This window comes from Mesorhizobium sp. CA4 (assembly GCF_020165075.1).
Lineage (GTDB): Bacteria > Pseudomonadota > Alphaproteobacteria > Rhizobiales > Rhizobiaceae > Mesorhizobium.
Genome location: NZ_JAIUHK010000003.1, coordinates 50,988 through 67,110, shown reverse-complemented (window position 1 = coordinate 67,110; position 16,123 = coordinate 50,988). Strand labels below are relative to the sequence as shown.

Below are 16,123 nucleotides of genomic sequence, written 5' to 3'. Positions count from 1 at the left end.
TGCAAACGGCCGGCCGCTCAATCCAGCCCGATCAGCTTGGCGCCGTTCCGGAACAGGGCTTCACCGTCCCGGTCGAAGCGGAATGTGGCTATGAAATCGTCGGCGCGATAGTTCGGCAAGGTGTTGCGGATCGTCGCGGCGAAGGTGCGCGCCTCGTCCTGCCGGCCGGCCAGCGCCAGGCAATGGGCGGCGATCGCCAGGATGATGACATGGGCGTTTGGCCTTGCGGCCGCCTTCAGCGCCCATTCGGCCGCCGCTTCGAATTCGCCGAGCCGCGCATGCGCCATGGCGCGCGCGCCCATCATGCCGAACAGCAGCGGATCGAAGGGGCTGAGATGACGCGAATGGTCAGATGAGCCGATCGCTGATTGCGGGTCGCCCGACTGCGAATGGACGAAGGACAGCGCGTAATGGCCGAGCGCGAAATTGGGGCTGAGATCGACGGCGCTCGCCAGTTCCAACAGCGAGCTGTCCTGCTCGCCGCGCAGCCATAGCGCGCGGCCCATCGCCCAGTGGGCGGCTGGGTTACGGTCGTCGACCAGCAGGCTCTGGCCGGCGCTTTCGAAGGCAAGCGCGGCCTCGCGGTCGCGGTCGCCCCAGCGCTGGAAAGCGTTCTGCCAGTGGGTGAAGGACATGCCGGCATAGGCGCGTGCGAAAGTAGGATCGAGCTTCAACGCCTCGCCGAAGAAATGCTGCGCCAGCTCGTTTTCCTGGCGGGTGAAGCGATACATGTGCCAAAGGCCGCGATGGTAAGCCTCCCAGGCATTGAGCGAGTTTGGCGCTTTCAGCAATGCACGATTGCGCTCCACCGTCGCGATCTCGGCGGCGATGGAGGAAACGATGCTGTTGCCGATATCCTCGGTGACGATGAAGATGTCGTCGGGCTTGTGCTCGAAGGTCTCGGCCCAGACGATCCTTGCCGTGCGGACCTCGACAAGCTCGACCGACACGATGAACCGGCCCGGCAAAGCCCGCACCGAGCCCGTCGCGACATAGTCGACATTCAGCCTGCGTCCGGCGTCGTCCGGCGCAATGTTCTTCTCGGCGAGCGCGAAGACCGAGCCTCGGGCGATGACGAAAAAATCGCGAAGCTTGGCAAGCCGCGTGATGATGTCATGCGTGAGGCCGTCGGCCAGGCCGCCGCGGAAGCCGCCAGTGCCGGCGCTCTCCGCAAACGGCATCACCGCGAGCGAAGCCCGGCGCGTCGCCGCGGGTTCGGATTCGATCGCGGCGACCGGCAAGTCCGGGGGCGGGAAAGCCGGCCCGGATCGGGCGCATGGCGTTGCGCCGGCGTTCCGGGCTCTTATCTCCTGCCACGCCTCGCGCAATGGCGTGAAATCCAGCTCTTCCGAATGGAACAGCTCCGCCGCGGTGGCAAGATGCTCCTCGCCGGCGCCGATCTGTCCGCGCCGTGCCAGATTTTCCAGCAGCGCCACATGTGCGCGGCCGTCGAAGGGTGCAAGCTCCAGCCATTTGTCGATATAGGGGCCGGCCTCATCGGCTCCCTGTGGGATAAGGCCGATAACGTGTTCCAGGACCGCGACATGGCATGTGCTGAAACGGCGGCGCTGCGCCGTCAGCCAACTGCCGAAATGCGGGCTGCGATCGAGTTCCAGGCCATTAAGGAAGTTGCCGGCGAATAGTAGCGCAAGTGTCCGCAGGCGGTCGAGGCCAAGTGTCTCGATCCCGCCCGCCACCGCGGCAGCTGCCTCGACGGCATCGACGCTCACATCGCCGAGGCGAAGCGCCACGGTGTCGCCTTCCGTTTCTATCCGGCGCAAGCCCGGTTCGTCGAGCGCGGCACGCAGCTTACTCAGGCACCAGCGCAGCTCGCCGCGCGGATCGTTGGGCACGTCCCAGAGAAGTTCGCAAAGGCGGCTGCGGCTGACCGGATGGGGCGCCAGCGCCAGATAGGCCAGCAGCGCGCGCAGCTTGCGTGACGATGGCAACACCACAGGAACATCGTTGCGCATGATCGCAAGCGGGCCGAGCAGCCTGATTGAAAGGCGGGCTGCCATGCCTTTCAGAGTCGACCGAACGGATTCCACGTCCGTTTCCACGCTCGCTCCCACGTCGAACAGTTGGTCCATGTTCTATCACCAAACACGACAGGGCGCATCCGGCGGCGAACTTTCGAGCCGGACGCGGCCTTTGCCGAATTGCCGGCAAGTCACTCGCAACTAACGCGGCAAAGTGTCGAAACCGCGCCGCCCAATCCGCCGGTCTGTAACCGGCGCGTGAGATTTCGAGGAGAAAGCCCATGTTGCATCAGTTGAAAATCAGGACCACGGCCGGGCGCGGCCGTCTGTTCGACACCATTCTCGATACGATCGGCGACACGCCGGTCATCCGCATCAACAATCTCGGGCCGGGTCACGCGACGATCTATGTGAAGGCCGAGTTCTTCAATCCGGCGGCCTCGGTGAAGGACCGGCTGGCCCTCAACATCATCGAGGAAGGCGAGCGCAGCGGTAAGCTCAAGCCTGGCCAGACCGTCGTCGAGGCGACGAGCGGCAACACCGGCATCGGCCTTGCCATGGTTTGCGCGCAGAAAGGTTACCCGTTGGTGGTGACGATGGCCGACAGCTTCTCCATCGAGCGCCGCAAGCTGATGCGCATGCTTGGCGCCAAGGTGGTGCTGACGCCGCGCGCCCAAAAGGGCTTTGGCATGTACAAGAAGGCGGTCGAGCTGGCCGAGGCCAATGGCTGGTTCCTGGCGCGCCAGTTCGAGACCGAGGCCAATGCCTCCATCCACGAGGCCACCACCGGCCGCGAGATCGTCAATGATTTCGCCGGGTCGCGTCTCGACGTGCTTGTTACTGGCTACGGCACCGGCGGTACGGTGGCTGGCGTCGGCCGCGTGCTGCGCCGCGAGCGGCCGGAGGTGAAGATCGTGCTGGCCGAGCCGGCGAACGCGCAGCTGATCGGCAGCGGCAAGGCCCAGGAGCGCGGCGCCGGCGGCGCGCCGGCCGCCAGCCATCCGGCCTTCGAGCCGCATCCGATCCAGGGCTGGACGCCCGACTTCATCCCCAATGTGCTGCAGGAAGCGATCGACCAGCGCTACTATGACGAGGTGGTGCCGATCTCCGGTCCCGAAGGCATCAAATGGGCGAAGGCGCTGGCGCGGCAGGAGGGCATCTTCACCGGCATTTCCGGCGGCGCCACCTTCGCCGTGGCGCGGCAGATCGCGGGCAAGGCCCCAGCCGGCTCGGTGATCCTGTGCATGCTGCCCGACACCGGTGAGCGCTATATGTCGAGCCCGCTCTTCGACGGCATCGAAGCCGAGATGGACGCCGAGGAGACGGCGCTGTCGCGCTCGACGCCGAGCTGCCAGTTCGAAGGCTGAAGATAGAAACGCGATGCCGCCGTGATTTGGCGGCGTCGCCATTGTTGCGCATGCACATGCCGGCGGGAGATATGGATGGACAGCCTTCAGGAAGCGGCGGCCGCGGACGAAACGCTCGATCCGCCGGACTGGACCGAGGTGGAAGCGCTCTCGCACCGGATCGTCGACGACGCCATTGCCTATCTCAAAGATGTCCGGGAGCGCCCGGCCTGGCGCGAGATGTCGGCTGAAGTGCGCTCGTTCTTCTCGGCGCCGTTGCCGCGATCTCCGGCGCCCGCGGCCGACGTATATGACGACGTCGCCCGTAACCTCATGCCTTATCCGATGGGCAACATCCATCCGCGTTTCTGGTCCTGGTATATGGGATCCAGCAACTTCACCGGCGCGCTCGGCGACTTCCTGGCCGCGATCCAGGGTTCCAATCTCGGCGGCGGCAACCATGCCGCCGGATTGATGGACAAGCAGGTCGTCAACTGGATGAAGGAGATGGTGGGCTTTCCCGCCTCGGCCAGCGGCACGCTGGTCAGCGGCGGCTCGATGGCCAACATCATCGGCCTGACCGTGGCGCGCAACGTCAAGGCCGGCGTCGACGTGCGCGAGCGGGGCGTCGGCGCCATGCCGAAGCCGTTGCGCTACTACGCCTCGGACCAGGTCCATTCCTGTCACCGCAAGGCCGTGGAGGCGCTCGGCCTCGGCAATCGGGCGCTGCGGCGGATCTCGACTGATGCCGGCCTGCGCATTGACATCGCCGCGCTCAAGGCGGCAATCGCGGAGGATCGCGAGGCGGGCTTCAGGCCGGCCTGCGTGATCGGCACCGCTGGCACGGTCAACACCGGCGCGGTCGACGACCTGCAGGCGCTGGCGAGCGTCGCGGCCGAAGAAGACCTCTGGTTCCATGTCGACGGCTGCATCGGCGCGCTGATCGCGATCGCGCCTGAGAACCGATCGCTCGTCGCAGGCATCGAACAGGCGGATTCGATCGCGCTCGATCCGCATAAGTCGCTGCACGCGCCGTTCGAAGCCGGCTGCGCCCTGGTGCGGGACGCATCCCAGCACCGCAATACGTTTGCCGTCACGCCGGAATATCTGGAATCGACGCCGCGGGGCCTGGCGTCCGGAGAGTGGCTGCACGATTACGGACTTCAAACATCGCGCGGCTTCCGCGCGCTCAAGATCTGGATGGCGCTGAAGGAGCATGGCGTCGAGAAGTTCGGCCGCCTGATCGATCAGAACATCGCCCAGGCACGCCACCTCACCCGGCTGATTGAGGCGGAGCCGGCGCTCGAACTGATGTCGCCGACCATCATCAACATCGTCAGCTTCCGCCACCGGCTGGATGGCGCGTCGGAGGAAAAGCTCAAGGCGTTCAACACCGAGATCATGCTGAGACTTCAGGAAGAGGGCATCGCGGTCTTGTCCGACACCACGGTGCAGGGCCGGCATTGCCTGAGAGTGGCAATCGCCAATCACCGCACCCGCCGCGACGATCTCGACTTGTTGGTCAGCGAGGTGCTCCGGCTGGGACAGGAAATCGCGGCCGCGACACCGGGCTGAAGCATGCCCGGGAAGCTGTCTCAGCTTACTCTCAGCGTGGCGCCGGGCAGATAGAGCATGATCGGCCGGATCTCGTAGACGGCGGTGGGGTTGACGCGCTTGAGATCGCGCGCCGCGGCGATCGCTTCGTCCTGGGTCGCGCAGTCGAGGACATAGAGGCCGAGCAATTGCTCCTTGGTTTCGGCGAAGGGGCCGTCAATGACCATGCCGTCGCCGGGACCGCGCAGCGTCACCGCCTTTGCCGTGACGTCAAGCCTCGCCGCCGGCCCGAGCTTGCCCTCGCGCGTCAGCCTGTCGTTGAGCTCGAGCAGGTCTTTCATCAGCGCCGCATCCTCGTCGGGCGACCAGGACTGCACGGTGTCTTCCACGTGATAGGCCAGGACGGCGTAGAACATGGGCGGATTTCCCTCGTAACCAGGTGGGCCGCACTATCACAAGGATGGCTCGACTGATCCAGTGGCGCCGGTGGAGGACAAAGCCCACTCCTGACTCAAGTTGCCAACGGCAGCCGTAGCTCCGTCAACAAGCCGCCACCAGGGTAGTTGGAAAGATTGACCTCGCCGCCGGCGCCGCGCGCGATATTGCGGGCGATGGTCAGGCCGAGACCGAGGCCGCCGGTGGTGCGGTTGCGCGATTCCTCCAGCCGCACGAAGGAGCCGAACACCGCATCCAGCTTCGCCTGCGGGATGCCGGGGCCTTCGTCGCGGATCGACAGCGTGATCATGTCGCCCGATCGGCGCACGCCCAGATGCGCCTTCTTGCCGTAAGTCACCGCGTTCTGGATGAGATTGGTGACGCAGCGGCGCAGCGCTACCGGCCGCGCGATGCAGATCAGGCCGCGCGAAGGGACCACGTCTTCGTCGAAGGACGCGCCGTCGAAGGAGTCCGCCACCGATTCCACCAGCGACCAGAAATCGATCCGCTCGGCCTTTTCCTCGGTCACCTCGAATTTGGCGAAGTCGATGACGGAGCTGGCGATGCTTTCGATATCGGCGAGGTCGTGCGCGAGCGCCTCGCGCGCCGACGACTTGCGCAGCAGTTCAAGGCGCAGGCGCATGCGCGTCAGCGGCGTGCGCAGATCATGCGCCAGCGCCGCCGCGAGGTGCTCGCGATCCTCGACATAATCGCGCAGCCGCATCTGCATGGCATTGATCGCCTTCGCGGCGGCACGGATCTCGCGGCTGCCGCTTTCGGCGATCGGCGGGCTTTTCAGGTCGTTGCCGATGCGCTTCACCGCCGTTTCCATCATCCGGTAGGGCGCGGTCAACCGGCGCAGGGACCAGATCGACATGATGACGATCAAACCGGCGATCAGCGAGTAGAGCGGCAGGCTGTCGACGCTCAGTATCGGTCCCGCCGGCGTGATCGGCTCGGTGAAATTCAGCCATTGCCCGTCGGAAAAGCGCAGCGAGGCGGTCAGCTTGTCGCTCTGCGCGAAATCCGCGGCCAGAACCAGCAGGTCGCGCTCGACCTGGCCGACATCCTTGTTCACCGCCTGGCCGTCCGGGACGTCGGCCTCCTGGGTGGCCGGATCGCGCCGCACGCGCGCGTCGGTGACGCCGAATTTCGACAGGCGGCCGACCAGGATGTCCTCAAGCTCGGCCAGCTCGTCGTCGCCGGCGATCGAAGAGGTGACGGCGGGCGTGTCCGAAACCGTCAGCGCATAGGTCGAGTTGAACAGGCCGGACGCGATTGCCTTGCGCTCTTCGGGCGGGGCGTCATGCAACAGCTGCACCAGCGAGTAGGCGCGGTCGTTCAGCCGGTAGAGATCGACGATGCTGTTGGCGGCGGCGCGGTCGCGCGCCACGATGTAGAGCGTCGTCACCTGGCTGATCATGAGCCCGGCAATGACGATCAGCAGCACCCAGACTGGCAGGGTCTGCGGCAGGAAGCGTCTCATTCGGACGTGGTCTCGGGCAGGAACTGATAGCCGCCGCTGCGCACAGTCAGAATCAGTTTGGGCGTCTTCGGGTCGTCTTCCATCTTGCGGCGCAAGCGGCTCACCAGGATATCGACGCTGCGGTCGAAGCTGTAGCCGGTGTCGCCGCCGGACAGCTCGATCAGCTGCTCGCGGGTAAGCACGCGCTGCGCGCTTTTGACGAAGGTCTGCAGCAGGTTGAACTCGGCCATCGTCAGCTCCACCCGCACGTCGTCGGGCGCCGTCAGGCGGCGCCGCGCGCAGTCCATGGTCCAGCCGGCAAAGCGGTAGACCTGCTTGGTGGTGGGGCGACGCGGCTCGGCGCTGCCGTTGCGCCTCAGCACGGCGCGGATGCGGGCCAGAAGCTCGCGCGGATCGAAGGGCTTGGGCACGTAGTCGTCTGCGCCCATTTCGAGGCCCACGACGCGATCGGTCGTTTCCGTCACCGCGGTCAGCATGATGATGGGCGTGGTGTAATTGGCGCGAAGCTCGCGGCAAAGCTCAAGCCCGCTTTTGCCGGGCAGCATCACGTCGAGAATGATCAGATCCACCGGCGTGCGGCGCAGGACCGCTTCCATCTCGGTGCCGTCGCCGGCCACCGTGGTGTGCAGGCCGCGCTTCTGGAAGAACTCCTGCAGCAGGTCGCGTATGCCCTTGTCGTCGTCGACGATCAGTATGTGCGCATCGGATTTCACTCGAAACCTATCGTTCTTTGCCGGACGTTCTTCGCGAAACACCCACACGATAGAATTCGGGCCACATCTTGGCCAGTGCCGCGATCGCGCGCTGCGCGGATTCCCCAGAAACAATCCGGAAACAAAATTCTACAGTTGGGAAAAACTCGTGAAAAATTTCAAGGGCATAACCGGTGCCGTGGCGGTCAGGTCATCGGCTGCGACGCAAGTTTCCGGAGTAACGGATAAGACCAATGCAGAGGTTCTGGATCAGCGTGATGGGTGCTTTGCTCAGCATATCACTCATCACAGCCGCGGCCGGCGCCTCCACCGCGAAAGTCGCCCCGCTCACCCGGACCGAGCGTTGCACCAATCTGAGCCGTCAGGTTGACGAAGCCCTCGAAACCCATGCCGCGGCAACGCAGGTCACCGCGGCGAAAGCACTGCAAAGAAAGGGAAACCGGTTCTGCGCCAACAAGAAACAGGCACAGGGAATCCGGACGCTCGCAAACGCTTTGAAGCTGCTTGGAGTGACGCCGATCGATCCCGTTCAGTGACGCTCATCCAGATCTGCAAGAAAAGGAAATGAAGCCATGAAGAAGTCCATCCTCTCCGCCCTCGGCCTCGGTGTTGCTCTCGCCTTCGCGATGCCGGCTCTCGGCAACGCCCAGACGACGACCACCGCTCCGGCTGCTTCGACGACGACCACCACGACCGCTCCGGCCGACGCCACCGCCAAGCCGGCGAAGAAAGTCGTCAAGAAGACGGCCAAGAAGCACAAGAAGGTCGTCAAGAAGGCCGACAAGAAGGACGCCCCGAAGACCTGATCCGGGCTTCGGCATCATCTTGCAAATTGCAAAGCCGTTCCGGCCATTTCGGCCGGAGCGGCTTACGCACGGAAGCCTCCCAACCGGCAGCTTTCCGCTGCGCCTGGCGCGACCCTTAACCTGATTGCAATGCCGGTGCAGTAGGACAATCCGCATGAAGAAGCGGTTTTCGTCCCTGATGCGTTCGCTCACACTCGGCGGCCTGATCGCCACGGCGGCCGCGCGGTCGTTGATGATCTTTACCGCAAGCCCCGTGCCGGATCCGGCCAGCGGCAGGACCGAGCCTGAGCTGTTCGCTCCGCTGATCTCTTCGAGCTTCGACTACATCACGCCGGCGCAGTCGTGGATTTTGCTCGTGCTGGCCGGCGTGACGATGATCGGCTTTGTCGCTTGGATGTTCTTCGCACTCCTGGAGCGCGGATCAGGCGGCCCCGACAGGTCGCGCACGGCCGGGCGGCAGGGCCGTTGACCGGCAGGCAACGCTTCCGCACATAGAGTTTTCATCGCATTGGCCCTGTTGCCGCTGCGCAGGCAAATAGACGTGCGCGTTCCTGCGTGACAAAGTGAAAATGAAAACCCAGTTCATCGCTGGTGGATTCCGATGCCCGAAACCGTCCTCAAACCCCGCACCAAGACGCAGCCGAAAACCGAGCGGCCGAAGCTCTACAAGGTCATCCTCGTCAATGACGATTTCACGCCGCGCGAATTCGTGGTGACGGTGCTCAAGGGAGAGTTCAAGCTCAGCGAGGACCAGGCGCACCGCGTCATGATCACCGCGCATACGCGCGGCGTGTGCGTCGTCGCGGTGTTTACGCGCGACGTCGCCGAGACCAAGGCGGCGCGCGCAACCGATGCCGGCAAGGCCAAGGGCTACCCGCTGCTGTTCACGACCGAGCCGGAAGAATAGGGCAGGGCGCTTCTCTCACAAGGGAAGAAGGAAGAGGTGGCGTCACCGTCCTTCGCGATACCACATCGAGCCGATGGCGAGCAGCAAGAGGCCGAGGCCGAGGAAGCCGCCGAACAGCGGCACGCGCGACACGGCCTTGAGCGTGCTATCATCGGTCGTGCGCAGGCCTATCCAATCGTCGCCCGAAGCGGCCGCTGAGGAGCGGACCGGCACGATCGACGGCAGGGTCACGCCGCCGGCGAGATTGGCGAGCGTCGACGACGGCGCCAGCCGCCGTACGCTGCCGCCGGTCGCCTCGGCCGGCGCTTTCAGCCTGTTCTCGGTCGAAACCACGTCGGAGAATTCCGGCGCGTTGACCGGACCGACATGGGCAAGCGCGGTGAGATCGCCATTGCCGATCTGGTAAAGGCCGATCTCGCTGGTCAGCAGGCTTCCGGTGAAAATGCCGGGCTCGGCCTTCTCGAGCTTCACCGTCACGGTCTTGCCGGACGGCGTGATCACCTGGGCGGGACCCGGATCGTCGCTCATCGTCTGGCGGCGGATTTCGAGCACCATGCCGCGGCCGTCGGCGGTCAGCCGCTCCTCCTCCAGCTCAGGCTCCTTCATCAGCCAATGGGCAATGCGCCGGTAGAGCTGGACATGCGGTCCGCCGCCTTCGAAGCCGCGCGCCCACAGCCAGCCCTGGTCTGACAAGAGTATACCGACCCGGCCTTCACCCTTGCGGTCGAGCAGGAGCAAGGGCCGGTTGTCGGCGCCCTTCATCACCACTTCGCCTTCCGGGTTCTTGACGCCGATGGTGCGGAACCAGCGGCTCCAATGTGGCGGCTCGCTTGCCGAGCCGTCGAGCCCGCGCGTCACCGGATGGCGCTGGCCGAGATCGGTCAGGCGCGGATAGAAGGCCTTGTCCACCACTTCGCCGGTCGGCATGGCCGGCAGCGCGGCGTTGAGCGGCGTGCGGGCAATGGAGTTTTCGCCGGCATATTCGGGGCCGGCGGCAATCAGCAGCGCACCGCCTTTTTCGACATATTCGGAGATGTAATCGTAATAGAGGATCGGCAGCACGTCGCGGTGCTGGTAGCGGTCGAAGATGATCAGGTCGAAATCCTTGATCTTCTCGACGAACAGCTCGCGCGTCGGGAAAGCGATCAGCGACAATTCGTTGATCGGCGTACCGTCCTGCTTTTCCGGCGGGCGCAGGATGGTGAAATGGACGAGATCGACCGACGCGTCCGACTTCAAAAGGTTGCGCCAGGTGCGCTCGCCGGCATGCGGCTCGCCGGAGACCAAGAGCACGCGCAGATTCTCGCGGATGCCGTCGACCAGGGCAATCGCCCGGTTGTTGGCGTCGGTCAGTTCGCTGGGCTCCCGGTCGATGCCGAGCTGGACGATGTTGCGGCCGGCGTTGGGTATCGTGACCGAGAGCTTCATCGGTTGGCCGACGGTCGCGTGCTCGACCGAGACCTGCTCGCCATTGACCGAGACGCGCACGTCCACAGGCGCGCCGTCGCCTTCCGTCGAAATGACGCGGTAGGTCATGTCGAGCGGCTTGCCGACGAGACCGAAGCGCGGCGCGTTCTCGAAACGGATGCGGCGGTCCTTCTCATGCTCATTGCCGGTGATCAGCGCGTGCAGCGGCGCGTTGAACTCCGGCGCGCCGGCAGGCGCATCATGCACCTCGCCGTCGGTGATCATGACGGCACCGCCGATGCGCGACGGCGGCACGTCGCGGAAGACGCCTTCCAGCGCGCTGAACAGCCTGGTTTCGGTGCGATCGTCGGCGGCTTCGGACTTGCCGGCCTCGACGACACGGACATCGAACTGCTTGAAGCGGGCAAGACGCTGCTGCAGGCCGGCCAGCGCTTCGTCGGTCTGCTTGGTGCGGTCGCCGATGTCCTGGCTCTGGCTGCGGTCGACGACAAGAGCGACGACGCTCTTCAGCGCCTCGCGCTCCTCGGCGAGGAAAACGGGATTGAGCAATGAAGCGGCAAGCGCGAGCAGCGCAATGAAGCGCGATGCCGATCCGCGCTGGCGGAACCACAGGCCGACCAGAGCCAGCAAGAGCAAGGGCACGAAGAGCAGGCCGAAGAGCGGCCAGGAGAGAAGCGGTTCGAACGAGATAGACCAGTTCATGATCTACTGCCCCAGCCGTTCGAGCAGCACCGGCACATGCACCTGATCGGATTTGTAGTTGCCGGTCAGCATATACATCATGATGTTGACGCCGGCACGCAGCGCGTAGATGCGCTGCATCGGATCCGGCGGCACGGTCGGCAGCATCGGATCGCCGTTCTCGTCGGTCGCCCAGGCGCCGGCGAAATCATTGGCGGTGATCATGATCGGCGAGACGCCGTCGCCGGTGCGCACGGGGCGGTTCTCGGTGTTGCTGGCGTCGAGCGAGGCCTCGACCCAGAGCGGGCTGCCGTTGAAACGGCCGGGGAATTCCGGAAGGATGAAGAAGGACTTGGTCAGCACGTGGTCCGACGGCACCGGCTCCAGTGGCGGCACGTTGAGATTACCCAGGATGTCGCGCAGCCGCTCGGTCGCCGGGCTTGCCGAGCCGGCGCCAATGCCGTTGGAAAACTGGTCCCGCGTGTCGAACAGTACCGTGCCGCCCTGCTGCATATAGGCGTCGATGCGGGCGATCGCCGCCTGGCTGGGCATGGGCGCCGTCGCATCGATCGGCCAATAGATCAGCGGGAAGAAGGATAGTTCGTCCTTGGCGATGTCGACGCCGGCCGGCGGGCCGGGCTCGAGCGCGGTCTTCTCGACCAGGAAACGGGTGAGGCCCTCGAGGCCGGCGCGGCTGATCGAATCGACGCCCGGCTCGCCGGTGATGACATAAGCGATGCGGGTTTTCGAAATGTCTTCGATCGCCTGGGTGTCGCCGGGCTTGGAATCGTCGGCGCGGGCAAGATCGGCATGGCCGAAGAGGCCGCCCAGCACGACCAGAACGGCCGCGGCGGTCGCCGCCGTGCCGGCGCGGCGCGGCCGGCGCGCCAGCAGACCCCCCATCCAGAACACGGCCAAAGTGTCGAGCACCATCAACAGGAGCGCGATGGCGACCAGCGGGCCCTTCAGGTTCTCCGATTCATCGAAGGCATAGGGGATGGCTGTCACCGGCAGCGAAACCTGCGGACGGACCAGCGGCGTGAACGTGCTCGACGCATCGAGCAGATTATGCGCGAAGACGCCCGTTTCGGAGCCGTAAAGGCCGGGCGGATTCTCCAGCGTCACCGGCAGCGGACCGGCGCCGGGCACCAGCGGCCGGGCATCCGGTGAGGGCGGCGTCAGCATGCCGTCGGCGCTGATCATGCGGTAGGGCGCGAGCGATGCGGCGGTGGCCTCGGCATTGGCGATCGCGGCGCCCTGGTTGCGCGACAGCTGCACGACGCGTCTCAGCATTTCGACGAAGCTGCCGGAGATCGGCAGGTTCGACCAGGTCGCCTCGGGCGTGACATGAAAGAGCACCAGCGTGCCCTTGTCCTTCTTCATGCCCGTCACCAGCGGCGTGCCGTCGGCGAGCGTGGCCCAGGTGCGCTCGACGATGTCGGGCGTCGGCTCGGCCAGAACCTGCCGGCTCACCGTCACCTCGGAGGGCGGCGAAAGATCGGCGAAGGGACCGTTCTTCGGGAATTCGGTCACCGCCTGCGGCGTCGTCCAGGACAGCGCGCCGCCCAGCGCGCGCTCGCCGCTGCGCAGCCTGACCGGCAAAAGGTCGTCGTCATTGCCGGCCGCGGCAAGACGGGGACCGGCAAAGCGCACCAGCGTGCCGCCCTTGTCGACCCAGTCGACCAGCCGCTGCTTGACCTGCGCCGGGATGGTGCCGACATCGGCCATGATGATCATCGCCGGCTTCTGGTCGAGAAGCTGCGGAATGGCGTCGGCCAGATCGGCGCTCGACGGCTCGACCAGGTCGGCGAACGGCTGCAGGGCGCGGCGGATGTAATAGAGCGGCGACAGAAGCGGCTGCGCCTGGTCGGCCTCGGCCTGCGACAGAAGGCCGACGCGGCGGCGTTTGGAGCTCTCGTCCAGCACGCGCACGGCGCCGGCCTGGCGCTCGCCGTCGAGCGCGATCGAAGCGAAATCGTTGCGCAGTTCGAAGGGGACCGCCATTGTTCCCGTGGCGGTGGCTTCGCCCGGCGCGAAGGTCAGCGTCGCATCGGCGATGCGGCGGCCCTTGTCGTCGAAGGCGCCAGCGGTGACCTGCGCCGGCGCCGGATTGCCGGGCGCGCGAATGGCGGTCAAAGCGAAACCGTCGACCTGATTGTCGGCGCCGATCAGGCCGGTCACGGAGGGCCGGTCGGACGTGGCCCAGACCAGCCGTGTCGCATTCTTTTCGAGCAGCGTCCTGAAAGCGGCTTCGTCGCCTTTGGCGGCAAGCCCATCGGCGAGCACCGCGACGCTGGCGCCCGGCAGGCGCTCCAACGCGGCGGCGACGCGGGCGTAGACGGCGGGCCTGTCGGTAGGAATCGGCCGCGGCTTGGCGGCACGCAGGTGATCGAGCGCGGCCGAGGCGTCGAAAGGGCCGATCTCGGCATTGGGCTTCTCGGCGGTGAAGGCGATCACGACCGGCACGCCGTTCGAGCCGGCGTCGGCGATCAGCCGCTCGGCGGTGGCCACGCGCTTGTTCCAGTCGGCGGCGCTCGCCCAGCCATTGTCGACGACAAGCGCCAGGGCGGCACCTTCCGCCGGCAGTTTTTCGCGCGGATTGAAGACCGGCTCGCCCAGCGCCATCACGATGAGCGCCGCCATCAGCAAACGAAGCAGCGTCAGCCACCACGGGCTTTGCTGCGGGGTTTCTTCGCGCCTCAGGACCCGGGCGAGAATTCTCAGCGGCGGGAAAACCTCCATCTGCGGCCTGGGCGGGGTGAAGCGCAGCAGCCACCAGATCACCGGCAGCGCCAGAAGGCCCCACAGCACCATGGGCGCCCCGAAGGAAAGCGGCAGCCAACTCATGCGACCGCCTTTCCGAAATTGGTGCCGTCGGCGGTCATGGCCAAGTGGACACGAACCAGCGCCTCAGAGGCGAGGCGGTCGGTGTGGTTGACGGTGTAGCTCCAGCCGAGACGCTTGCACCAGGCGGCCAGTTCCTCGCGGCGGGCCCGGTATAGCAGGCGATATTCCTCGGCCAGCATCTCGGCGCGGCCGGCGGTCAGCTTGTCGCCGGTCTCGGGATCGGTGAACTCGGTGCGGCCGGCATAGGGGAAGGTTTCCTCCGCCGGATCGGCCACCTCGATCAGATGCGCGCGCACGCCGTGGCGGGCGAGCACGTCGAGCCAAGCCATGGTTTCCTCGACCGGATCGAGAAAATCGCTGACCAGCACGATGTCGCAGAAGCGGCGGATGGCCGACAGATCCGGCTTGGCGGGAAGCGCAACGGCATGGCTCAGCTGGGCGGCGATACGCTCGGCGCCACTGCGGGCGGTGAACGGGTCGGTCAGGCCCGGCCAGGCGATGCGCTCGCCGCTGCGCGACAGAAGCTCGGCCAAGGCGAGCGCCAGCACCAGCGCGCGCGATTCCTTGGAAACGCTTGCCGCGGCGGATTTGTAGAGCATCGAAGGCGAGGGGTCGGCCCAGAGCCAGACGGTGTGCGCGGCTTCCCATTCACGGTCGCGCACATAGGTATGGTCATCTCTCGCCGAGCGGCGCCAGTCGATGCGCGAGGAATCCCCTTCGACATAAGGCCGGAACTGCCAGAAATTCTCGCCGATGCCGCGCTTGCGGCGGCCATGCCAGCCGGCGATCACCGTATTGACGATACGGCGCGCCTCGACCAGCAGGTCCGGCACCAGTGAAGCCCGCAACCGGCCACGGGCGAGCGCGTCGCGCGTCGCAACCGGTGCCTGGACCTCGCCTATTCGACCCATCAGATGCCTTTTGCCAGCTTCGCCACCACGTCACGCACGGAAGTGCCTTCGGCGCGGGCGGCGAAAGTCAGCGCCATGCGATGCTGCAGCACCGGTTCGGCCAAGGCGCGAACGTCGTCGACCGAAGGCGCCAACCTGCCATCATATAGGGCGCGGGCGCGGGCGCACAGGGTCAGCGCCTGGCTGGCGCGGGGGCCCGGCCCCCAGGCGACGTGCTTGTCGGTCTCGGCATTGCCCTGGCCTGGCCGGGCCGAACGCACCAGTTTGAGGATCGCCTCGACGACGCTTTCCGGCACCGGCATGCGACGGATCAGCGTCTGGATTTCCCTGAGCCTGGCCGGCTGCAGCACGTTGTCGGCCTTTGCCTCGTCGACGCCGGTCGTTTCGAGCAGGATGCGGCGTTCCGCCTCGATCTCCGGATAGAGAATGTCGACTTGCATCAGGAAACGGTCGAGCTGGGCCTCAGGGAGCGGATAGGTGCCTTCCTGCTCCAGCGGGTTCTGCGTGGCCAGCACATGGAAGGGCGAGGGCAGGTCGTGGCGGGCTCCGGCGATGGTGACATGATATTCCTGCATCGCCTGCAGCAGCGCCGACTGCGTGCGCGGCGAGGCGCGGTTGATCTCGTCCGCCATCAGCAATTGCGTGAAGATCGGCCCGGAAATGAAGCGGAAGGACCGCTTGCCGAACTCGTCCTGCTCCATCACCTCGGAGCCGAGGATGTCCGACGGCATCAGGTCGGGCGTGAACTGGACGCGGCGCGAATCGAGGCCAAGCACGATGCCCAATGTCTCGACCAGCTTGGTCTTGGCGAGACCCGGCACACCGACCAGCAGCGCATGGCCGCCCGCCAGAAGCGCCACCAGTGCGCGCTCGACGACGGCTTCCTGGCCGAAGATCACCCGGCCGACCGCGTCGCGGACCCTGGAGATGTCGGCCAGCGCCTTTTCGGCTTCCTCGATCATCGCTTTTTCGCTGATCGGGCTCTCCTTGATCATCACGCTCATGCCGTTCGATCCTTGTGGTTGGAAAT

14 protein-coding genes are annotated in these 16,123 nt (G+C 65.9%); 6 read left to right on the top strand and 8 right to left on the bottom strand.

Annotation, left to right across the window (positions count from 1 at the left end):
- Window positions 1-17: 17 nt before the first annotated feature.
- Window positions 18-2,018 (bottom strand): transcriptional regulator, encoded by a 2,001-nt coding sequence (locus LB528_RS03345; RefSeq protein WP_224713949.1) that lies wholly within the window; start codon window positions 2,016-2,018, stop codon window positions 18-20.
- Between the two features lie 242 nt (window positions 2,019-2,260).
- Between LB528_RS03345 and LB528_RS03340 the strand changes: the two genes are divergently transcribed.
- Together LB528_RS03340 and LB528_RS03335 are read left to right on the top strand one after the other, a co-directional pair.
- Window positions 2,261-3,346, top strand: a complete 1,086-nt coding sequence (locus LB528_RS03340; protein WP_224713836.1) for a PLP-dependent cysteine synthase family protein — start codon at window positions 2,261-2,263, stop codon at window positions 3,344-3,346.
- A gap of 75 nt (window positions 3,347-3,421) precedes the next feature.
- Window positions 3,422-4,900: a pyridoxal phosphate-dependent decarboxylase family protein gene (locus LB528_RS03335; RefSeq protein ID WP_224713835.1), complete on the top strand. Its 1,479-nt coding sequence runs from the start codon at window positions 3,422-3,424 to the stop codon at window positions 4,898-4,900.
- A gap of 20 nt (window positions 4,901-4,920) precedes the next feature.
- On the opposite strand, the gene LB528_RS03330 is transcribed toward LB528_RS03335, so the two are convergent.
- The 3 genes from LB528_RS03330 to LB528_RS03320 form a co-directional block, all read right to left on the bottom strand.
- On the bottom strand, window positions 4,921-5,295 hold the full coding sequence (locus tag LB528_RS03330) for a YciI family protein (RefSeq protein ID WP_224516751.1): 375 nt from the start codon (window positions 5,293-5,295) through the stop codon (window positions 4,921-4,923).
- Window positions 5,296-5,390: 95 nt separating this feature from the next.
- Window positions 5,391-6,800 carry an ATP-binding protein gene (locus LB528_RS03325; protein WP_224516750.1) on the bottom strand — a complete coding sequence of 470 codons (1,410 nt, stop codon included), beginning with the start codon at window positions 6,798-6,800 and terminating at the stop codon, window positions 5,391-5,393.
- Window positions 6,797-7,513 (bottom strand): response regulator, encoded by a 717-nt coding sequence (locus LB528_RS03320; protein ID WP_224516749.1) that lies wholly within the window; start codon window positions 7,511-7,513, stop codon window positions 6,797-6,799. The genes LB528_RS03325 and LB528_RS03320 overlap by 4 nt, the downstream gene beginning before the upstream one ends.
- 233 nt (window positions 7,514-7,746) lie before the next feature.
- On the opposite strand from LB528_RS03320, the gene LB528_RS03315 reads away from it, so the two are divergent.
- The 4 genes from LB528_RS03315 to clpS all read left to right on the top strand — a co-directional run bounded on the left by LB528_RS03315 (window position 7,747) and on the right by clpS (window position 9,226).
- The gene (locus LB528_RS03315) at window positions 7,747-8,049 is read left to right on the top strand and encodes a hypothetical protein (RefSeq protein WP_224516748.1); all 303 of its coding nucleotides are present in this window, start codon (window positions 7,747-7,749) and stop codon (window positions 8,047-8,049) included.
- A gap of 36 nt (window positions 8,050-8,085) precedes the next feature.
- On the top strand, window positions 8,086-8,319 hold the full coding sequence (locus LB528_RS03310) for a hypothetical protein (RefSeq protein WP_224516747.1): 234 nt from the start codon (window positions 8,086-8,088) through the stop codon (window positions 8,317-8,319).
- A gap of 154 nt (window positions 8,320-8,473) precedes the next feature.
- Window positions 8,474-8,788, top strand: coding sequence for a hypothetical protein (locus LB528_RS03305; RefSeq protein WP_224516746.1), 315 nt, complete (start codon window positions 8,474-8,476; stop codon window positions 8,786-8,788).
- Window positions 8,789-8,920: 132 nt separating this feature from the next.
- On the top strand, window positions 8,921-9,226 hold the full coding sequence (gene clpS / locus LB528_RS03300; protein ID WP_040989718.1) for an ATP-dependent Clp protease adapter ClpS: 306 nt from the start codon (window positions 8,921-8,923) through the stop codon (window positions 9,224-9,226).
- A gap of 42 nt (window positions 9,227-9,268) precedes the next feature.
- On the opposite strand, the gene LB528_RS03295 is transcribed toward clpS, so the two are convergent.
- Genes LB528_RS03295 through LB528_RS03280 form a run of 4 tightly spaced genes read right to left on the bottom strand, consistent with a single transcriptional unit; the run spans window position 9,269 to window position 16,097 of the window.
- Complete coding sequence (locus LB528_RS03295) at window positions 9,269-11,356, bottom strand: hypothetical protein (protein WP_224713834.1); 2,088 nt, start codon at window positions 11,354-11,356, stop codon at window positions 9,269-9,271.
- A 3-nt stretch (window positions 11,357-11,359) separates the two neighbouring features.
- Entirely contained in the window at window positions 11,360-14,182 is a 2,823-nt protein-coding gene (locus tag LB528_RS03290) for a DUF4159 domain-containing protein (protein ID WP_224713833.1), read from the bottom strand.
- Complete coding sequence (locus LB528_RS03285) at window positions 14,179-15,093, bottom strand: DUF58 domain-containing protein (protein WP_224516742.1); 915 nt, start codon at window positions 15,091-15,093, stop codon at window positions 14,179-14,181. The genes LB528_RS03290 and LB528_RS03285 overlap by 4 nt, the downstream gene beginning before the upstream one ends.
- The gene (locus tag LB528_RS03280; RefSeq protein WP_224516741.1) at window positions 15,093-16,097 is read right to left on the bottom strand and encodes an AAA family ATPase; all 1,005 of its coding nucleotides are present in this window, start codon (window positions 16,095-16,097) and stop codon (window positions 15,093-15,095) included. Before LB528_RS03280 ends, LB528_RS03285 begins: the two co-directional genes overlap by 1 nt.
- Between the last annotated feature and the right edge of the window lie 26 nt (window positions 16,098-16,123).